At 66.5% G+C, this 15,805-nt stretch carries 14 protein-coding genes and 2 tRNA genes; 6 read left to right on the top strand and 10 right to left on the bottom strand.

From position 1 onward, the window contains the following. Positions 1-11 precede the first annotated feature (11 nt). Complete coding sequence (locus AC3A6P_RS04965) at positions 12-1,115, bottom strand: cystathionine gamma-lyase (protein ID WP_487689104.1); 1,104 nt, start codon at positions 1,113-1,115, stop codon at positions 12-14. Positions 1,116-1,120: 5 nt separating this feature from the next. Next, positions 1,121-2,131: an NAD(P)H-dependent glycerol-3-phosphate dehydrogenase gene (locus AC3A6P_RS04960; RefSeq protein WP_487689102.1), complete on the bottom strand. Its 1,011-nt coding sequence runs from the start codon at positions 2,129-2,131 to the stop codon at positions 1,121-1,123. A gap of 125 nt (positions 2,132-2,256) precedes the next feature. Here AC3A6P_RS04960 and cofC point away from each other — a divergent pair, with 125 nt between their 5' ends. Genes cofC through mutT1 form a run of 3 tightly spaced genes read left to right on the top strand, consistent with a single transcriptional unit; the run spans position 2,257 to position 6,132 of the window. Further along, positions 2,257-2,919 carry a 2-phospho-L-lactate guanylyltransferase gene (gene cofC, locus AC3A6P_RS04955; RefSeq protein ID WP_487689100.1) on the top strand — a complete coding sequence of 221 codons (663 nt, stop codon included), beginning with the start codon at positions 2,257-2,259 and terminating at the stop codon, positions 2,917-2,919. Positions 2,920-2,952: 33 nt separating this feature from the next. After that, positions 2,953-5,136: an RNA degradosome polyphosphate kinase gene (locus tag AC3A6P_RS04950; RefSeq protein WP_487689098.1), complete on the top strand. Its 2,184-nt coding sequence runs from the start codon at positions 2,953-2,955 to the stop codon at positions 5,134-5,136. A 30-nt stretch (positions 5,137-5,166) separates the two neighbouring features. After that, positions 5,167-6,132, top strand: a complete 966-nt coding sequence (mutT1, locus tag AC3A6P_RS04945) for an 8-oxo-(d)GTP phosphatase MutT1 (RefSeq protein WP_487689096.1) — start codon at positions 5,167-5,169, stop codon at positions 6,130-6,132. Positions 6,133-6,209: 77 nt separating this feature from the next. On the opposite strand, the gene AC3A6P_RS04940 is transcribed toward mutT1, so the two are convergent. The 3 genes from AC3A6P_RS04940 to leuC all read right to left on the bottom strand — a co-directional run bounded on the left by AC3A6P_RS04940 (position 6,210) and on the right by leuC (position 9,209). Beyond that, a complete protein-coding gene (locus AC3A6P_RS04940; RefSeq protein ID WP_487689094.1) occupies positions 6,210-6,935 on the bottom strand; it encodes an HU family DNA-binding protein in 726 nt (241 codons plus the stop codon). Between the two features lie 221 nt (positions 6,936-7,156). Beyond that, the gene (leuD, locus tag AC3A6P_RS04935; protein ID WP_487689092.1) at positions 7,157-7,753 is read right to left on the bottom strand and encodes a 3-isopropylmalate dehydratase small subunit; all 597 of its coding nucleotides are present in this window, start codon (positions 7,751-7,753) and stop codon (positions 7,157-7,159) included. Between the two features lie 37 nt (positions 7,754-7,790). Further along, entirely contained in the window at positions 7,791-9,209 is a 1,419-nt protein-coding gene (gene leuC, locus AC3A6P_RS04930) for a 3-isopropylmalate dehydratase large subunit (RefSeq protein ID WP_487689090.1), read from the bottom strand. 89 nt (positions 9,210-9,298) lie between these two features. On the opposite strand from leuC, the gene AC3A6P_RS04925 reads away from it, so the two are divergent. Beyond that, positions 9,299-10,000, top strand: coding sequence for an IclR family transcriptional regulator (locus AC3A6P_RS04925; protein ID WP_487689088.1), 702 nt, complete (start codon positions 9,299-9,301; stop codon positions 9,998-10,000). Positions 10,001-10,046: 46 nt separating this feature from the next. Next, positions 10,047-10,550 (top strand): pyridoxamine 5'-phosphate oxidase family protein, encoded by a 504-nt coding sequence (locus AC3A6P_RS04920; RefSeq protein ID WP_487689086.1) that lies wholly within the window; start codon positions 10,047-10,049, stop codon positions 10,548-10,550. 14 nt (positions 10,551-10,564) lie between these two features. Here the strand turns inward: AC3A6P_RS04920 and AC3A6P_RS04915 are convergent. The 5 genes from AC3A6P_RS04915 to AC3A6P_RS04895 form a co-directional block, all read right to left on the bottom strand. Then, positions 10,565-10,640 (bottom strand) — tRNA-Glu (locus AC3A6P_RS04915). Positions 10,641-10,739: 99 nt separating this feature from the next. Next, positions 10,740-10,811: transfer RNA gene (locus AC3A6P_RS04910), tRNA-Gln, on the bottom strand. A gap of 142 nt (positions 10,812-10,953) precedes the next feature. Beyond that, positions 10,954-12,408 (bottom strand): glutamate--tRNA ligase, encoded by a 1,455-nt coding sequence (gene gltX, locus AC3A6P_RS04905; protein WP_487689084.1) that lies wholly within the window; start codon positions 12,406-12,408, stop codon positions 10,954-10,956. Beyond that, entirely contained in the window at positions 12,405-13,199 is a 795-nt protein-coding gene (locus AC3A6P_RS04900; protein WP_487689082.1) for a fumarylacetoacetate hydrolase family protein, read from the bottom strand. Before AC3A6P_RS04900 ends, gltX begins: the two co-directional genes overlap by 4 nt. Positions 13,200-13,315: 116 nt before the next feature. Then, complete coding sequence (locus tag AC3A6P_RS04895) at positions 13,316-14,509, bottom strand: alpha/beta hydrolase family protein (RefSeq protein ID WP_487689080.1); 1,194 nt, start codon at positions 14,507-14,509, stop codon at positions 13,316-13,318. 86 nt (positions 14,510-14,595) lie between these two features. On the opposite strand from AC3A6P_RS04895, the gene AC3A6P_RS04890 reads away from it, so the two are divergent. Next, positions 14,596-15,804, top strand: a complete 1,209-nt coding sequence (locus AC3A6P_RS04890) for an MFS transporter (RefSeq protein WP_487689078.1) — start codon at positions 14,596-14,598, stop codon at positions 15,802-15,804. The last annotated feature ends 1 nt before the right edge of the window (position 15,805 follow it).

Here is a 15,805-nt window from a genome sequence, read left to right as displayed (position 1 = left end):
GATCCGAGAGGTCAACCGAGCGCATGTGCGAAATCGGCGAGGACGTCGTCGGTGTCCTCGATACCGAGGGAGATCCGGGCGAAGCCGGGGCTCACCGGGTCCCCCCACCGGGCGCGGCGATCCACCGAGGTGTGGATACCGCCGAAGCTCGTCGCGGCGACCATCAGCCGGCTTCGCCGCACCAACGTGTCGACCGCGGCGGCGTCGGCGAGCTCCACCGACACCAGTCCACCGAACTTGGCCATCTGCCGCGAGGCCACCGCGTGCGCCGGATCGGACGGCAACCCGGGGTAACGGACCGATCGCACCGCCGGGTGCTCGTCGAGCATGTGCGCCAGGGCCAGCGCGCTCTGGTTCTGCCGCTCGATGCGCAGACCCGCACTGCCGAGGCTGCGGATCAGCAACCACGCTTCGAAGGCGCCCAGGATCGGGCCGGCCAGCAGCCGTTCCCGCTCGACGGCGGCCATCAGTTCGGGGTCGTCTCCGGCGACGTAGCCGGCCAGCAGGTCACTGTGCCCGGACAGTGCTTTGGTGGCACTGGCCACCACCAGATCGGCACCCAGCGCCAAGGGCTGCTGTCCCAGCGGGGTCGCGGTGGTGTTGTCGACCAGCAGCCGGGCACCGCGGCCACGACACACATGCACCAGCTGGTGCAGATCCACGACATCGAGGCCTGGGTTGGCCGGAGTCTCGGCCACCACCACATCGGCGTCAGCGGCCGCCTCACAGATCTCGCTGCAGCGCGCTTCCCGAACGGTGACACCAAGCGGCGCAAGGTATTCCGAGGCATACGCGCGGACCTGGTAGTAGCCGTCCGCGGGCACCACCAGAACCGTCCCCGGCCGGGAGAGCACCCGCAGCGCGGCAGTGACCGCGGCCATCCCCGACCCGAACACCAGAGCCGCCGCAGCACCTTCCAACTGCGCGAGCGCCGATTCCGCCTGACGCCACGTGGGGTTGGTGGCGCGGCCGTAGGAGTCCAGGCCTTCTCCGGCGTCCGGTGCCAGATGGTAGGTGGCCGCCGACACCGGTGACGGCGCCACCGGTTGTCCCGGAACATGTTGTGAGCTCACTGCTTTCACGCTGCGCGTGGACGCGCCGAATTCGTCGGTCATACCTCTCACTCCGGTTTGGTGCTGCGGCCCAACAGCAGCGCGACGGCCTCGAACACCGACAGACCCCGGTGACAGACCCGGTGCACCGCGTCGGTCAGGGGCATCTCGACGTCGTAACTGGACGCCAGCGCCAGCACCGACTCACACGAGGTGACGCCCTCGGCGACATGTCCGCCGCCGGCGCGCTGCGCCTCTTCCAGAGTCTGCCCGCGGCCCAGACGCTCACCGAAGGCCCGGTTGCGCGAGCGCGGTGACGAGCAGGTTGCGACCAGATCGCCGACTCCGGCCAGCCCGGCCAGGGTGGCACCCTTGGCACCCAGGGCGATACCGAGTCGCATGATCTCGGCGAGACCCCGGGTGATGATCGCCGCCGCGGTGTTCTCCCCCAGTCCGACACCGGCGGCCATTCCGCAGGCCAAGGCGATGACGTTCTTACAGGCGCCACCGATTTCGGTGCCGATGACATCGGCATTGGTGTACGGGCGGAAGTAGCGGGTGTTCAGCGAGCGTTGCAGCGTCACGGCACGACCCGAGTCCTGGCAGGCGATCACCGTCGCCGCGGGTTGTTCGGCGGCGATCTCGGCGGCCAGGTTGGGACCCGACAGCACCGCGACCTGACTCGGGTCCACCCCGGTGACCTGGATGATCACCTGACTCATCCGCATGAGTGTGCCCAATTCGATGCCCTTGGCGAGACTGACCAGCGTCGCGCCCCGCTCCAGGGCAGGTGTCCAGGTCTCCAGATTGGCCCGCAACTGTTGAGAAGGAGTGGCCAACAACACAGTGGTCACCCCGTGCAGCGCCTCCTTCGCGTCGGTGGTCGCCCTGATCCGGGCGGGCAGTTCGACGCCCCCCAGGTACTCGCTGTTGCGGTGAGTGCGGTTGATCTCGTCGGCGACGGCGTCGCGGCGGGCCCACAACCGCACCTCACTGCCCGTATCGGCCAGCACCTTGGCCAGCGCCGTCCCCCAGGCGCCAGCGCCCATCACCGTTGCGGTGCCCACCGTGCCGGTCATACCTCGTCGAACCCCTTAATGATGGGACCGGCCCAGCGTCGCCCTCGTCCCGCGGCCGGTCCGTCGATCATGGAACCGCAACTACCTTGCGCCATCCTGCCAGCACCGCTGGCAGGATGGTCGACATGAGTGTCAGGCAGTCGGCGGGACCGGTACGAGCCGGGCTGATCATCGCGGTCAAACGGCTCAGTGCCGCCAAGACCCGACTCGCCCCCGCGTTGTCCGCCGAGGCGCGCGAGCAGCTGGTTCTGGCCATGCTGCTCGACACCATCGCGGCCGCCCAACAAGTATCAGCGGTGGCCTCGGTCACCGTGGTCACCCCTGACGAGACCGCGGCGGCTGCCGCCGCGCGGCTGGGGGCCGGGGCGCTCGACGACCCGACACCGCCCGGTGATCCCGACCCGCTGAACAGCGCCCTGCGCGCGGGCGAGGAGCTGGTCCGCAGGACCACCCCCAATGTCTTTGTCCTGCAAGGGGATCTTCCGGCTCTGACACCGCATGAGCTCGGTGAGGCCATCGCCGCCGCCCAAGCCTATCCGCGCAGTTTCGTCGCCGACCGGCACGGCGGCGGTACCTCCGCACTGTTCGCGTTCGGCGTCCCACTCGACCCTCATTTCGGCGCCGATTCCGCTGTGCTGCACCGCAATTCAGGTGCCATCGAGCTCGCCGGGTCGTGGCCGGGATTGCGCTGCGACATCGACACCCCCGACGACCTGTTGGCGGCGCGGAGGTTGACGGTCGGGCCCGCCACCCGCGAGGCCACCGCCAAGGCCGTCGGCCGGTGCTAGCGACGGCCATCGCGATGAGGAATGATCGGAGGCGTGACCGAAGCCCAGCAGACCAGCGAAGCCAGCACTGACGGTTGGGTCGCCACTGACTCGACCCCGGACTCACCGCCGGCGGCCACGGCCGCCGCGGCCGACAACGCCCTGCCCGAGGACCGTTACCTCAACCGCGAGCTAAGCTGGCTGGACTTCAATGCGCGGGTCCTGGCGCTGGCGGCCGACCCGTCACTGCCGCTGTTGGAGCGGGCCAAGTTCCTGGCCATCTTCGCCTCCAATCTCGACGAGTTCTACATGGTGCGGGTGGCTGGGCTCAAACGTCGCGACGAGACGGGTTTGTCGGTGCGCTCCGCAGACGGACTCTCCCCGCGGGAACAGCTGCGCCGCATCGCTGAACGCACGCAGCAGATCGCCAGCAGGCACGCCAGGGTTTTCCTCGACGCGGTCCGTCCTGCGCTGGCCGAGGAGGGCATCCTCGTCGTCACCTGGTCCGATCTCGATGACGCCGAGCGGTCGCGGCTGTCCACCTATTTCCACGAGCAGGTGTTCCCTGTCCTCACACCGTTGGCCGTGGACCCTGCTCACCCCTTCCCGTTTGTCAGTGGGCTGAGCCTGAACCTGGCCATCACGGTGCGCCAGCCCGAGGACAAGACACAGCATTTCGCACGCATCAAGGTTCCCGACAACGTCGACCGGTTCGTTGAACTGGCCGGCCGCGACGGCGATGACGGCGACGGCGCCGCCCGGGGGAAGGGGGTCGTGCGGTTCCTGCCGATGGAGGAACTCATCGCGGCGTTTCTGCCCGTGCTGTTTCCCGGCTTGGAGATCGTCGAGCACCACGCATTCCGCATCACCCGCAACGCCGATTTTGAGGTCGAAGAAGACCGCGATGAAGACCTCCTCAAGGCGCTGGAGCGGGAACTGGCGCGCCGCCGGTTCGGCTCACCGGTGCGACTCGAAGTCGCCGACGACATGACCGAGAACATGCTCGAGCTGCTGTTGCGCGAACTCGATGTCAATCCCGGCGACGTCATCGAGGTTCCAGGACTTCTGGACCTGTCGTCACTGTGGCAGATCTATGGAGTGGACCGGCCCGCACTCAAGGACCGCACGTTCGTTCCCGCCACACCGCCGGCGTTCGGTGAGCGGGAAACCCCCAAGAGCATCTTCTCCACCCTGCGCGACGGAGACGTGCTGGTACACCACCCTTACGATTCTTTCTCCACCACCGTGCAGCGTTTCATCGAACAGGCCGCCGCTGATCCGAACGTCCTCGCGATCAAGCAGACCCTGTATCGCACGTCCGGCGACTCCCCCATCGTCAACGCGCTGATCGACGCGGCCGAAGCGGGCAAGCAGGTGGTTGCCCTGGTCGAGATCAAGGCACGGTTCGACGAGCAGGCCAACATCAAGTGGGCCCGTGAACTCGAAAAGGCAGGCGTACATGTGGTCTACGGGCTGATCGGGCTCAAGACCCACTGCAAGACCTGCCTCGTGGTGCGGCGTGAGGGATCGACCATCCGCCGCTACTGCCATATCGGCACGGGCAACTACAATCCGAAAACCGCACGGTTGTACGAAGATGTCGGCCTGCTGACGGCCTCACCCGATATCGGCGCCGACCTGACCGATCTCTTCAACTCCCTCACCGGGTACTCACGAAAAGTCAGCTACCGCAACCTGCTGGTGGCCCCGCACGGCGTGCGCAAGGGCATCATCGAACGCATCGAGCGGGAGGTCGCCGCGGCCACCGACGGTGCCGATGCCCGGATCCGGTTGAAGGCCAACGCACTCGTCGACGAGCAGGTGATCGATGCGCTCTACCGCGCCTCACAGGCAGGGGTGCGCGTGGAAGTGGTGGTGCGCGGCATCTGTGCGCTCCGGCCCGGGGTGCCGGGTTTCTCCGAGAACATCGTGGTGCGCTCGATTCTCGGTCGTTTTCTCGAACACTCGCGGATTATTCACTTCCGCGCCATCAATGAGTTCTGGATCGGCAGCGCCGACATGATGCATCGTAATCTCGACCGCCGGGTCGAAGTGATGGCGCAGGTGAAGGATCCACGGCTGACCGCTCAGCTGGACGAGGTGTTCGAATCCGCGATGGATCCCGCCACCCGCTGCTGGGAACTCGCCGCCGATGGTCACTGGACCGCCCTGCCGTTCGAGGGGCAGACGGTGCGCGACCATCAGGTTTCCTTGATGGAGAAGCACCGAAATCCCTGAGCCGGCACCAACTGATCTGCAGGAGTGAGGGTGTCGAAGAACCCCAAGGTTTCGGATGCTCGCACCGCGCACCGGCCCCACGCAGTGGTGCGGGCCGCCGGTGCGGTGCTGTGGCGACCGCTGGAGGACTGGACGGGCGACGGCTCGACCCCCGTCGAGGTGGCAGTCATCCACCGTCCGCGGTATGACGACTGGTCGCTGCCGAAAGGCAAGGTGGACCCGGGTGAGATAGAACCGGTGACCGCGGTGCGGGAGATCGCCGAAGAGACGGGTTTCCGCGCGCAGCTGGGACGGCGGCTCACGTCGGTGAGCTATCCGATCGAACAGGGCACCAAGAAGGTCCGGTACTGGGCTGCGCGCGTCGACCCGACCTGTTCGCCGGGTGAATTCACGCCCAATGACGAGGTGGACAAGCTGCTCTGGCTGCCGGTCTCCGATGCGCTGACCCGGCTGGGCTACGCCCAGGACCGTAAAGTCCTGCGCCGGTTCACCAAACAACCGGCGGACACCAAGACGGTGCTGGTGGTCCGGCACGCCACGGCGGGCCGCAAGAGTCGCTACAAGGGTGACGACCGCAAGCGCCCGCTCGACAAGCACGGCCGGGCCCAGGCCGAATCGCTCGTCGCTGTGCTCTCGGCTTTCGGCGCCACCGACCTGCATGCCGCCGACCGCGTGCGCTGCACCCAGACGCTGGAGCCGTTGGCTGAAGAGCTGGGTGTCACGATCAACGAGGAACCCGCGCTGACCGAAGAGGCCTACGCCGACAGCCGGAAAGCGGCCCGGCAGCGCATGCTCGAGATTGCCGACCAGCCCGGCACCCGCGTGATCTGTAGCCAGGGGAAGGTGATTCCCGGCCTCATCGAGTGGTGGTGCGAACGAGACGGGGTCCGGCCGGACAAGTCGCGTAATCGCAAGGGCAGCACGTGGGTGCTCTCGATCTCAGAGGGTCGGCTGATCTCTGCCGACCACATCGACAGTCCACTGGCCACCGGCTGACACCTCACCAACACGAATACGCCGCGGGTGTACCTGACACCCGCGGCGTATTTGATTGTGCTGTGGACGAGCTCGGCCTACTTGCGGCCGCGCTTGGCCGGAGCCTTCTTGGCAGCCGGAGCCTTCTTGGCAGCGGTGGCCTTCTTGGCGGCGGGAGCCTTCTTGGCCGGAGCCTTGGTGGCCGGAGCCTTCTTGGCAGCCGGAGCCTTCTTGGCCGGAGCCGCCTTGGTGGCGGTGGTCTTCTTGGCCGGAGCCGCCTTGGTGGCGGTGGTCTTCTTCGCAGCGGTGGTCTTCTTGGCCGGAGCTGCCTTGGTGGCGGTGGTCTTCTTGGCCGGAGCTGCCTTGGTGGCGGTGGCCTTCTTGGCCGGAGCTGCCTTGGTAGCGGTGGCCTTCTTGGCCGGGGCCGCCTTCGTCGCAGGTGCCTTCTTCGCCGCCTTCGCGGGTGAAGACTTCTTGGCGGCGGTGCGCTTGGCCGGGCCGGCCACCACACCACGCTTGACGGCGGGGCCCTCGGCCGGGAGGCGCTGTGCGCCAGAGACAACGGCCTTGAACTGTGCGCCCGGACGGAAGGCGGGGACGGAGGTCGGCTTCACCTTCACGGTTTCTCCGGTGCGCGGGTTGCGCGCGACACGGGCTGCGCGCTTGCGCTGCTCGAAAACACCGAAGCCGGTGATGGTGACGCTGTCGCCCTTGTGCACCGCACGCACAATGGTGTCGACGACGTGCTCGACGGCGGCCGTCGCCTGCCGACGGTCCGAGCCCAATTTCTCCGTGAGTACGTCGATGAGCTCTGCTTTGTTCATGCAAATCCTCCGAAGCCAGTGGTCCTGTCTGAACCGACTAGAGGACACGGTAAACCCTGTCAAGGCTGATTTCCAAGAGCCACGCGCAATTTCAGGCGCTTCTGACCGAGAATTCGGCAATCAGCTTGGGCCCCTTCGGGGGTCAATCCACCATTTCGGAGCGGCTCCGGACCGGCTCCGAACCACGCTCGGGCGCCCCGAATTCGGGGCGCCCGGCGCTCTCAAGGAACGGGAAGCGTGCGGGGTTTCCACTCCGGCCGGGACGCCTCGAATGCCTCGATCGAATCGAGTTTCCGCAGCGTAAGGCCTATATCGTCGAGTCCTTCGAGCAACCGCCATGCCGTGTAATCGTCAATGGTGAACGGCACCACCACCGTTCCGGCGGTGATATTCCGATCTTGAAGATTCACAGTGATTTCCATACCGGGGTTCTGCTCGATGAGCTTCCACAGCAGTTCCACATCGTCTTGTGTGACTTCCGCCGCTAAGAGCCCGGCCTTGCCGGCGTTACCCCGAAAAATATCGGCGAAACGCGGCGAGATAACCACCCGGAAGCCGTAGTCCATGAGCGCCCACACGGCATGTTCGCGGGAGGAACCGGTTCCGAAATCGGCGCCGGCGACCAACACCGAGCCCTTGTCGAATGGACTCAGATTCAGAATGAAACCGGGGTCATTTCGCCAAGCGGCGAACAATCCGTCCTCGAAACCTGTTCGGGTTACCCGCTTCAGGTAGACCGCCGGGATGATCTGGTCGGTGTCCACATTCGACCTGCGCAATGGGACACCGATGCCGGTGTGGGTGTGAAAGGCATCCATCGAAATACTCCTTGAAGACTCTGGAGGGGGGGCTGACTCAGGCGTCGAGATCTGCCGGCGATGACAAGGTGCCGCGCACGGCCGTGGCTGCCGCCACCAAGGGCGATACCAGATGGGTGCGTCCACCTTTGCCCTGACGGCCTTCGAAATTTCGGTTCGAGGTCGAGGCGCAGCGCTGTCCCGGTTCCAACTGGTCGGGATTCATGCCGAGGCACATCGAGCACCCCGCCTGCCGCCATTCGGCACCCGCGGCGAGGAAAACGTCGCTGAGCCCTTCGGATTCGGCCTGAGCCTTGACCCGCATGGACCCGGGGACGACGAGCATCCGGACACCGTCGGCCACCTGGCGCCCGCGCAACACCTCGGCCGCGGCGCGCAGGTCCTCGATCCGGCCGTTGGTGCACGACCCGACGAAGACGGTGTCGACGGTGATCTCTCGCATCGGCATACCCGGACGAAGGTCCATGTATGCCAACGCCTTCTCGGCCGCCTGCTTGTCGGCGTCATTGGTCATCAGTTCCGGGTCGGGAACCGACGCCGAGAGCGCCACCCCCTGGCCCGGATTGGTTCCCCAGGTGACGAACGGGCTCAAGGTCGAGGCGTCGATGTAGACCTCGGTGTCGAATTCGGCGCCCTCATCGGTACGCAACCGGTCCCAGGCCGCCACCGCGTTGTCCCAGTCCGCACCCGTGGGCGCGTGCGGGCGCCCCTTCAAGAATTCATAAGTGATTTCGTCAGGCGCCACCATGCCCGCTCGCGCGCCCGCTTCGATGCTCATGTTGCAGACCGTCATCCGGCCTTCCATCGACAGTGACTCGATGGCACTGCCCCGGTACTCGATGACGTGGCCCTGGCCGCCGCCGGTACCGATCTTGGCGATCACGGCCAGGATGATGTCCTTGGCCGTAACGCCAGCGGGCAGTTGACCATCGACGTTGACCGCCATGGTCTTGAACGGTTTCAGGGGCAGGGTCTGGGTGGCCAGGACGTGTTCCACCTCCGACGTTCCGATACCCATGGCCAGCGATCCGAACGCTCCGTGCGTCGAGGTGTGGCTGTCACCGCACACCACCGTCATACCCGGCTGGGTCAGGCCCAGCTGCGGGCCGATGATGTGGACGATGCCCTGCTCGGTGTCGCCCATCGGATGCAGGCGGATACCGAATTCCTCGCAGTTGCGCCGCAACGTCTCCACCTGGGTGCGCGACACTGGATCCGCGATGGGCTTGTCGATGTCGATCGTCGGCACATTGTGGTCTTCGGTGGCGATCGTCAGGTCCGGGCGCCGTACCGGCCGTCCGGCCAGCCGGAGTCCGTCGAAGGCCTGCGGGCTGGTGACCTCGTGCACGAGGTGCAGATCGATGTAGATCAAGTCGGGTTCGCCGTCGCCTGACGCGACGACGTGGTCGGCCCACACCTTTTCGGCCATGGTCCGGGGCTGCTGCTCGTTGGCCATCACATCTCGATTCGTCAAATTTCCGTACCGCAGGGAGTGAGAAACGCTTGGGCTGGTTATCTCAACATGCGGGACGCTAGTATCTCACTGTGAGACAGGATAGCGGTATCGGCGTTCTCGACAAAGCGATGGGTGTGTTGCATGCGGTCGCCGATTCCCCATGCGGTCTGGCGGAACTATGCGAGCGCACCGGTCTGCCACGGGCCACCGCACACCGGCTCGCGGCCGGACTCGAAGTACACCGACTTCTGGCCCGCGACCCGGAGGGACGCTGGCTTCTCGGACCCGCCATCAGCGAGCTCTCCGCCCATGTTCACGATTCGCTGCTTTCTGCGGGCGCCGCGGTATTACCCCGGCTCCGCGAGATCACCGGCGAGAGTGTGCAGCTCTACCGGCGCGACGGCACCAGCCGGATCTGCGTCGCGGCGTTGGAACCGCCTGTCGGCCTTCGCGATACGGTGCCCATCGGCACCCGGCTGCCGATGACCGCCGGCTCTGGCGCGAAAGTCCTGCTCGCGTACGCGGACGCGGCCACCCAGCTGGCGGTGCTGCCGTCGGCGAAATTCACCGATCGCACCTTGGTGGAGGTACGCAAGCGGGGTTGGGCACAGAGCGCGGCCGAACGCGAAGCCGGGGTCGCCAGTGTGTCAGCACCGGTGCGCGACGCCAGAGGTGCTGTGATCGCCGCGGTGTCGGTGTCGGGACCGATCGACCGGATGGGAAGGCGGCCCGGCGCCCGCTGGGCGGCTGACCTGTTGGCGGCCTCGGAGGCGTTGACCCGCAGGCTGTGACAGGCCCCTGGCCGAGCCGGATGCTGTTCTCTGCGACACTCACGGGATGGGAAGCAACCAGCGCTCGCAGATCGTGATGGCCACCGATGAGATCACTGAATTCGTCGTCACCAGCCGCACCGGAACGCTCGCCACAATCGGCGCCGACGGTCAACCCCATCTCGTGGCGATGTGGTACGGCGTCATCGACGGTGAGATCTGGCTCGAGACCAAGGCGAAGTCACAGAAGGCCGTGAACCTGATGCGCGACCCCCGGTTCACCTTCCTGATCGAGGACGGCGACACCTACGACACCCTGCGGGGTGTGTCCTTCGAGGGGCGCGCTGAGATCGTCGACGACCCGGAGACGTGTTTCCGGGTCGGTGTGAGCGTCTGGGAGCGCTATACCGGCCCCTACAGCGAGGATATGAAGGCCGGGGTCGAACTGATGATGAACAAGCGGGTGGCCGTGCGTCTGGCTGCCAACCGCACCCGGTCGTGGGATCACCGCAAGCTCGGCCTGCCGGCGATGCCGCTCGCGGGTTCAACGGCCCCGAACGGGCCTCGGTGATGAGGGAGGTTGATTGGTAGCCCCGATGGGATTCGAACCCACGCTACCGCCGTGAGAGGGCGGCGTCCTAGGCCGCTAGACGACGGGGCCAGAACCAATCCGTGTGGTCCGCGCCGGGAGAAATCTCTCGGTGTGGACCGGAGAGCAGCATAGCTCAGCGCGTTGCGCCAACCTAATCGCCTGCTCCAGCTGGGGTACCAGGACTCGAACCTAGAATGGCTGAACCAGAATCAGCTGTGTTGCCAATTACACCATACCCCAATACGGCTCATAACCGCTGGTCAGCGCCGTTTCTCGCGATGTTCGCGCGGTCTTGCGGTGCTGTCCCGACTGTTGTGGGCCGACGAAGAGACTACCAAAGATTTCGGGGCCGATTTACCAGCCGCCGGCCGAGTACCCCTGCCTAGGCCCGCGGCGCCTCCCGCAGCCGCTGCAGGCTGCGGTCGCGACCCAGCAATTGCAGCGATTCGAACAGTGGCGGGCTCACCGACGAGCCGGTGGCGGCAACCCGGATCGGGCCGAACGCCTTGCGTGGTTTGAGTTCGAGCCCGTCGATCAGCGAGGTCTTCAGCGCGGCCTCGATGTTCTCGGTGGTCCAGTCGCCGACGCTTTCCAGCGCCGAGACCGCGGCGTCGAGCACCGGGGCCCCGGCGGCGCCGAGCTCCTTGGCCGCTGATTTCGGGTCCAGCGTGTACTCGGCGTCGTTGAGGAACCGCAACAGGCCCCAGGCATCGCTGAGCACCACGATGCGCGTCTGCACCAGTGCGGCCGCCTCGGCGAAGCCGGCGTCGTCGAGTCCGGTGTCGTACCCGTGTGTGGCGAAATAGGCGCTGAGGCGGCGGGTGAACTCCTCGGGTGGGAGCAACCGAATGTGCTCGGCATTGATGGCGTCGGCCTTCTTCTGGTCGAAGCGGGCCGGGTTGGAGTTGACGTTGCGGACGTCGAACGCCGCCACCATCTCGTCGAGGCTGAACACGTCATGATCGTCAGCGATCCCCCATCCGAGCAGCGCCAGGTAGTTCAGCAGCCCCTCGGGGATGAACCCGCGATCACGGTGCAGGAAGAGATTGGACTGCGGGTCGCGTTTGGACAGCTTCTTGTTGCCCTCGCCCAGAACGCTTGGCAGGTGTGCGAACTCGGGTACCCGGTCGGCCACCCCGATCCGGATCAGCGCCTGGTACAACGCGATCTGACGCGGTGTCGACGGCAGGATGTCCTCGCCACGCAAGACGTGGGTGATCTTCATCAGCGCGTCGTCCACCGGATTGACCAAGGTGTACAACGGATCCCCGTTGCCGCGGGTGATCGCGAAATCCGGTACCGAACCCGCGGCGAATGTCGTCGGCCCGCGCACCAGGTCATCCCAGGACAGATCCTCATCCGGCATCCGCAGCCGCAGTACGGGGTTTCGCCCCTGGGCGCGGAATTCGGCCCGCTGCTGCTCGGTCAGATCACGATCGTGATTGTCGTAGCCGAGTTTCGGATTCCGGCCCGCCGCGATGTGTCGGGCCTCGACCTCCTCGGCCGTCGAGAAGGCCTCGTAGACCTCGCCGGCTTCCAACAGTTTGGCCACCACGTCGCGATAGATCTGGCTACGCTCGGACTGCCGGTAGGGCGCGTACGGACCGCCGACCTCCGGGCCTTCGTCCCAGTCCATGCCCAGCCAGCGCAGGGCGTCCAGGATCGCCGCGTAACTCTCGGCGCTGTCGCGCGCGGCGTCGGTGTCCTCGATCCGGAAAACGAAGTCGCCCCCGGTGTGTCGGGCGTAGGCCCAGTTGAACAACGCCGTCCGCACCAAACCTACATGCGGAGTCCCGGTCGGGGACGGACAGAACCGGACTCGAACTTTCGTCATCATTTCCCTTTACGCACAACAGGATTGGTGAGGGTACCGATTCCCTCGACGGTGATGCTCACCGAGTCGCCGTTTTCGATCGGCCCGACACCTTCCGGCGTGCCGGTCAAGATGAGGTCACCGGGGAGCAGCGTCATCACCGCCGACACCCACTCGACGATGGCGCCGATGTCGTGGATCATCAGCGAGGTCCGGCTACGTTGCCGTACCTCACCGTTGACTTCGGTACGCAATTCCAGATCGGCCGGATCCAGATCGGTGACGATCCAAGGGCCCACCGGACAGAACGTGTCGTGACTCTTGGCGCGCATCCACTGACCGTCCTGCTGCTGTTGATCCCGTGCCGAGACATCGTTGGCGATCGTGTAGCCCAGAATGTTCTCAGCGGCTCGCGCGGCAGGCACATCCTTGCACGGCCGGCCGATCACGATGGCCAGCTCGCCCTCGTGGTGGACCGGAAAAGCATCGGCGGGCAGCAGGATCGGCGCGTTCGGACCGACGATCGCGGTGTTGGGCTTGAGGAAGATCACCGGATCCTCGGGCGCGGTCCCGCCCATCTCCTCGGCGTGGGCGGCGTAGTTCTTGCCCATCGCCACCACCTTGCTGGCCAGGATCGGCGCCAGCAGCCGGACATCGGCCAGCGGCCACTGCCGCCCGGTGAACGTCGGCGTACCGAACGGATGTTCGGCGATTTCGCGTACCACAGCGTCACCGGGAGCGTCACCGGTGCCGACGTCTCCTTCGATGCTGACAAAAGCGACCCCATCGGGGCTGGCGATTCGACCCAAACGCATGGGTCAAGCCTAGTGGTGGGCGACGAGGCGGTTGCGAGGCACGAGCAACCGGGCAGGAGAGCCACCACCAACAGGGCTAGTGGTGGGCGACGAGGGCCAGCCCACCACCATTGGGGTCAGCGCAGAGCGAACATCCGCTGGAGGAACGGTGTCGAGTCGGCCGTCGACGCCAGTACGGTGCCGCTGTGGTCCTCGTCGGGATAGACACGAAGCTCGACGTCCTGGCCGCTGGCCCGTAGTTCGTCGGCGAACGTCAGCGTTGAACTCGGTGGGACATCGCGGTCGAGCAGGCCGACGCCGAGGAACAGCGGGCGGTCGTAGCCGCTGGCCGGAATCCCCATGAAGCTGTCGAGTGCCGCGTCGATCCCGGGGATGGACGCCAGCGGCGCACTGAAGAATGCAGCCGGTGTGAAGTCGGCCAGTTCGTCGGCCAGAGGACCGACGCAGACGGTTTCTGCCCGTTCGGCGGCGGCCGCCCCCGCGGGCGTGAGCACGGAATCCAACCGTAGCTCGGGGTGGGCCTCGCGCAGAGCGGCCACGATATAGGCGGTGTAGGCGTTGGCCACCGGCGCCACCTCGGGGACGTCGAAATCGGGTCCGGCACGCTTGACGATCCGCTCGATGTTGGCCGGGGTGCCGGTGGCCACCACACCCCGGTAGTCCAGTCCGGAACCCGCACTGAATTCAGTGGCCCAGCGCGCGGTGCTGACGGCGGCCGCGCCACCCTGGGACTGCCCGACCACCGCCCACTGCGGTGAGAGCGCAACGTCCAATTGGTGTGCGGCGATGACGGAATCGACGACGCCGCGCGCGGTGGTGACGCTGTTCAGATAGCTCATCAGCCCCGGCGTGCCCAGGCCGGCGTAGTCGGTGGCCACCACGGCATAACCCTGATCCAGCCAGTGCGACAGGTACTCGTCATCGCGCGGGCTGCGCGGCAGCGCCGACGGTGTGCAGTCGTCACCGAGACCCACCGTTCCGTGTGCCCAGGCCAGCACCGGCCAGCCATCTTCCGGCGGTGCGCTCTTGGGGAGGAACACCGCACCGGTACTCACCGCGGCCGAATCGTGTTGATCGAGTGTCGAGTACAAGATCCGATAGGCACGTCCAGCGCCGGTGACCGACAGCGCCGGGTCCAGCGGCACCGATGTGATCAGCCGGCCTGGGGGCGGGATCGCGCCGTCGAAGAAGCGCGCGTCCAGTCCCGACCAGACCGGAGTGGCGGCGTACGCCGTTGCGGGGGTGCCGATCAAGGCGGCAAGGCACAACAGTGCCGCCGCAAGGTATCGCGATGTTCTGCTGGCCGTCACCAGGTCACCGTACCCAGCCGCGAAACCCGTCCCATATTTCGAGACGTGAATTCAGCATATTGAGACACCGTGGCACCATGTCAGCTATGCCCGCCTACGCGATCGGCTCCGTGCGCCGGTGGTCGATGTTGGTGATCGCGCTCATCTCGACGCTGTTCACCAACGTGTTCATCAACGGGATCGCCTTTCTGATCCCCACATTGCACGCCGAACGCGGCCTCGATCTCGCCGCAGCCGGCCTGATCGCCTCACTCCCGTCATTCGGCATGGTGGCGACACTGATCGTGTGGGGTTACGCCGTCGACCGGTTGGGCGAGCGGCTCGTGCTGACCGCCGGCGCCGCATTGACCTCCGCAGCGGCGTTCGCGGCCGCGTCGGTGCAGTCGTTGGTGGCCGTCGGCGTGTTCCTCTTCCTGGGCGGCATGGCGGCCGCGAGCTCGAATGCCGCCAGCGGTCGACTGGTGGTCGGGTGGTTTCCTCCGCACCAGCGAGGCCTGGTGATGGGTATCCGCCAGACGGCTGTGCCACTGGGAGCGGGGCTGGGCGCCTTGGTGATTCCTCGGCTGGCCGCCGCCGAGGGCGTCTCGGTGGCGCTACTGTTCCCCGCCATCGTGTGTGCGGTTTCTGCCCTGGTCTGCGGTGTGGGCGTACTCGATCCGCCGCGCCCGCCTCGCGCGCAGGCTCCTGCCCAGGACCTGGCCAATCCTTACCGTGGGTCGGCGGCCTTGGTCCGCATCCATGCCATCTCCGTGTTGCTGGTGGTTCCACAGGCTTTGGTGTGGACGTTCACGCTGGTCTGGCTGATCGCCGACCGCGGCTGGTCACCGACCGCGGCGGGGTTACTGGTGGGCGTCGCCCAACTCCTGGGCGCCGCAGCGAGAGTGGCCGCAGGCTACTGGTCGGACCGCGTTGGGCAACGATTGCGGCCCATCAGATTCATCTCGGTGGCCGCCGCAGCGACCATGGGGCTGCTCGCCCTGACCGATTGGCTGGACTCCCCCATCAGCATTGCTGTCATCCTCATGGCATCGGCGATCACAGTGGCCGACAACGGTTTGGCGTTCACCGCGATCGCCGAGATCGCCGGGCCGTTCTGGAGCGGCCGGGCACTGGGCACTCAGAACACCAGCCAGCATCTCGCCACGGCCGTCGCGGCACCGCTGTTCGGTGGGCTCATCGGGGTGGCCGGGTATCCGGCGGCCTTTGCGGTGTGCGCGCTGTTTCCGCTGGCGGCAGTCCCGTTGGTGCCGGTGGACGCCGACCCGCTGCGGACCGCGCCGAAGACCCCCGCCTGAC

Source organism: Mycobacterium sp. Soil_C_30 (genome assembly GCF_057656995.1).
The sequence above is the reverse complement of the archived record's forward strand: the minus strand, read 5'-3'. Positions and strand labels throughout refer to the sequence as shown.

What these genes read in the sequence shown, in the direction of transcription:
- AC3A6P_RS04965 (WP_487689104.1), bottom strand. Translation starts at nt 1,115, where the DNA reads ATGACCGACGAATTCGGCGCGTCCACGCGCAGCGTGAAAGCAGTGAGC.
- AC3A6P_RS04940 (WP_487689094.1), bottom strand. Translation starts at nt 6,935, where the DNA reads ATGAACAAAGCAGAGCTCATCGACGTACTCACGGAGAAATTGGGCTCG.
- AC3A6P_RS04960 (WP_487689102.1), bottom strand. Translation starts at nt 2,131, where the DNA reads ATGACCGGCACGGTGGGCACCGCAACGGTGATGGGCGCTGGCGCCTGG.
- gltX (WP_487689084.1), bottom strand. Translation starts at nt 12,408, where the DNA reads ATGATGACGAAAGTTCGAGTCCGGTTCTGTCCGTCCCCGACCGGGACT.
- AC3A6P_RS04920 (WP_487689086.1), top strand. Translation starts at nt 10,047, where the DNA reads ATGGGAAGCAACCAGCGCTCGCAGATCGTGATGGCCACCGATGAGATC.
- leuD (WP_487689092.1), bottom strand. Translation starts at nt 7,753, where the DNA reads ATGGATGCCTTTCACACCCACACCGGCATCGGTGTCCCATTGCGCAGG.
- leuC (WP_487689090.1), bottom strand. Translation starts at nt 9,209, where the DNA reads ATGGCCAACGAGCAGCAGCCCCGGACCATGGCCGAAAAGGTGTGGGCC.
- AC3A6P_RS04890 (WP_487689078.1), top strand. Translation starts at nt 14,596, where the DNA reads ATGCCCGCCTACGCGATCGGCTCCGTGCGCCGGTGGTCGATGTTGGTG.
- cofC (WP_487689100.1), top strand. Translation starts at nt 2,257, where the DNA reads ATGAGTGTCAGGCAGTCGGCGGGACCGGTACGAGCCGGGCTGATCATC.
- AC3A6P_RS04900 (WP_487689082.1), bottom strand. Translation starts at nt 13,199, where the DNA reads ATGCGTTTGGGTCGAATCGCCAGCCCCGATGGGGTCGCTTTTGTCAGC.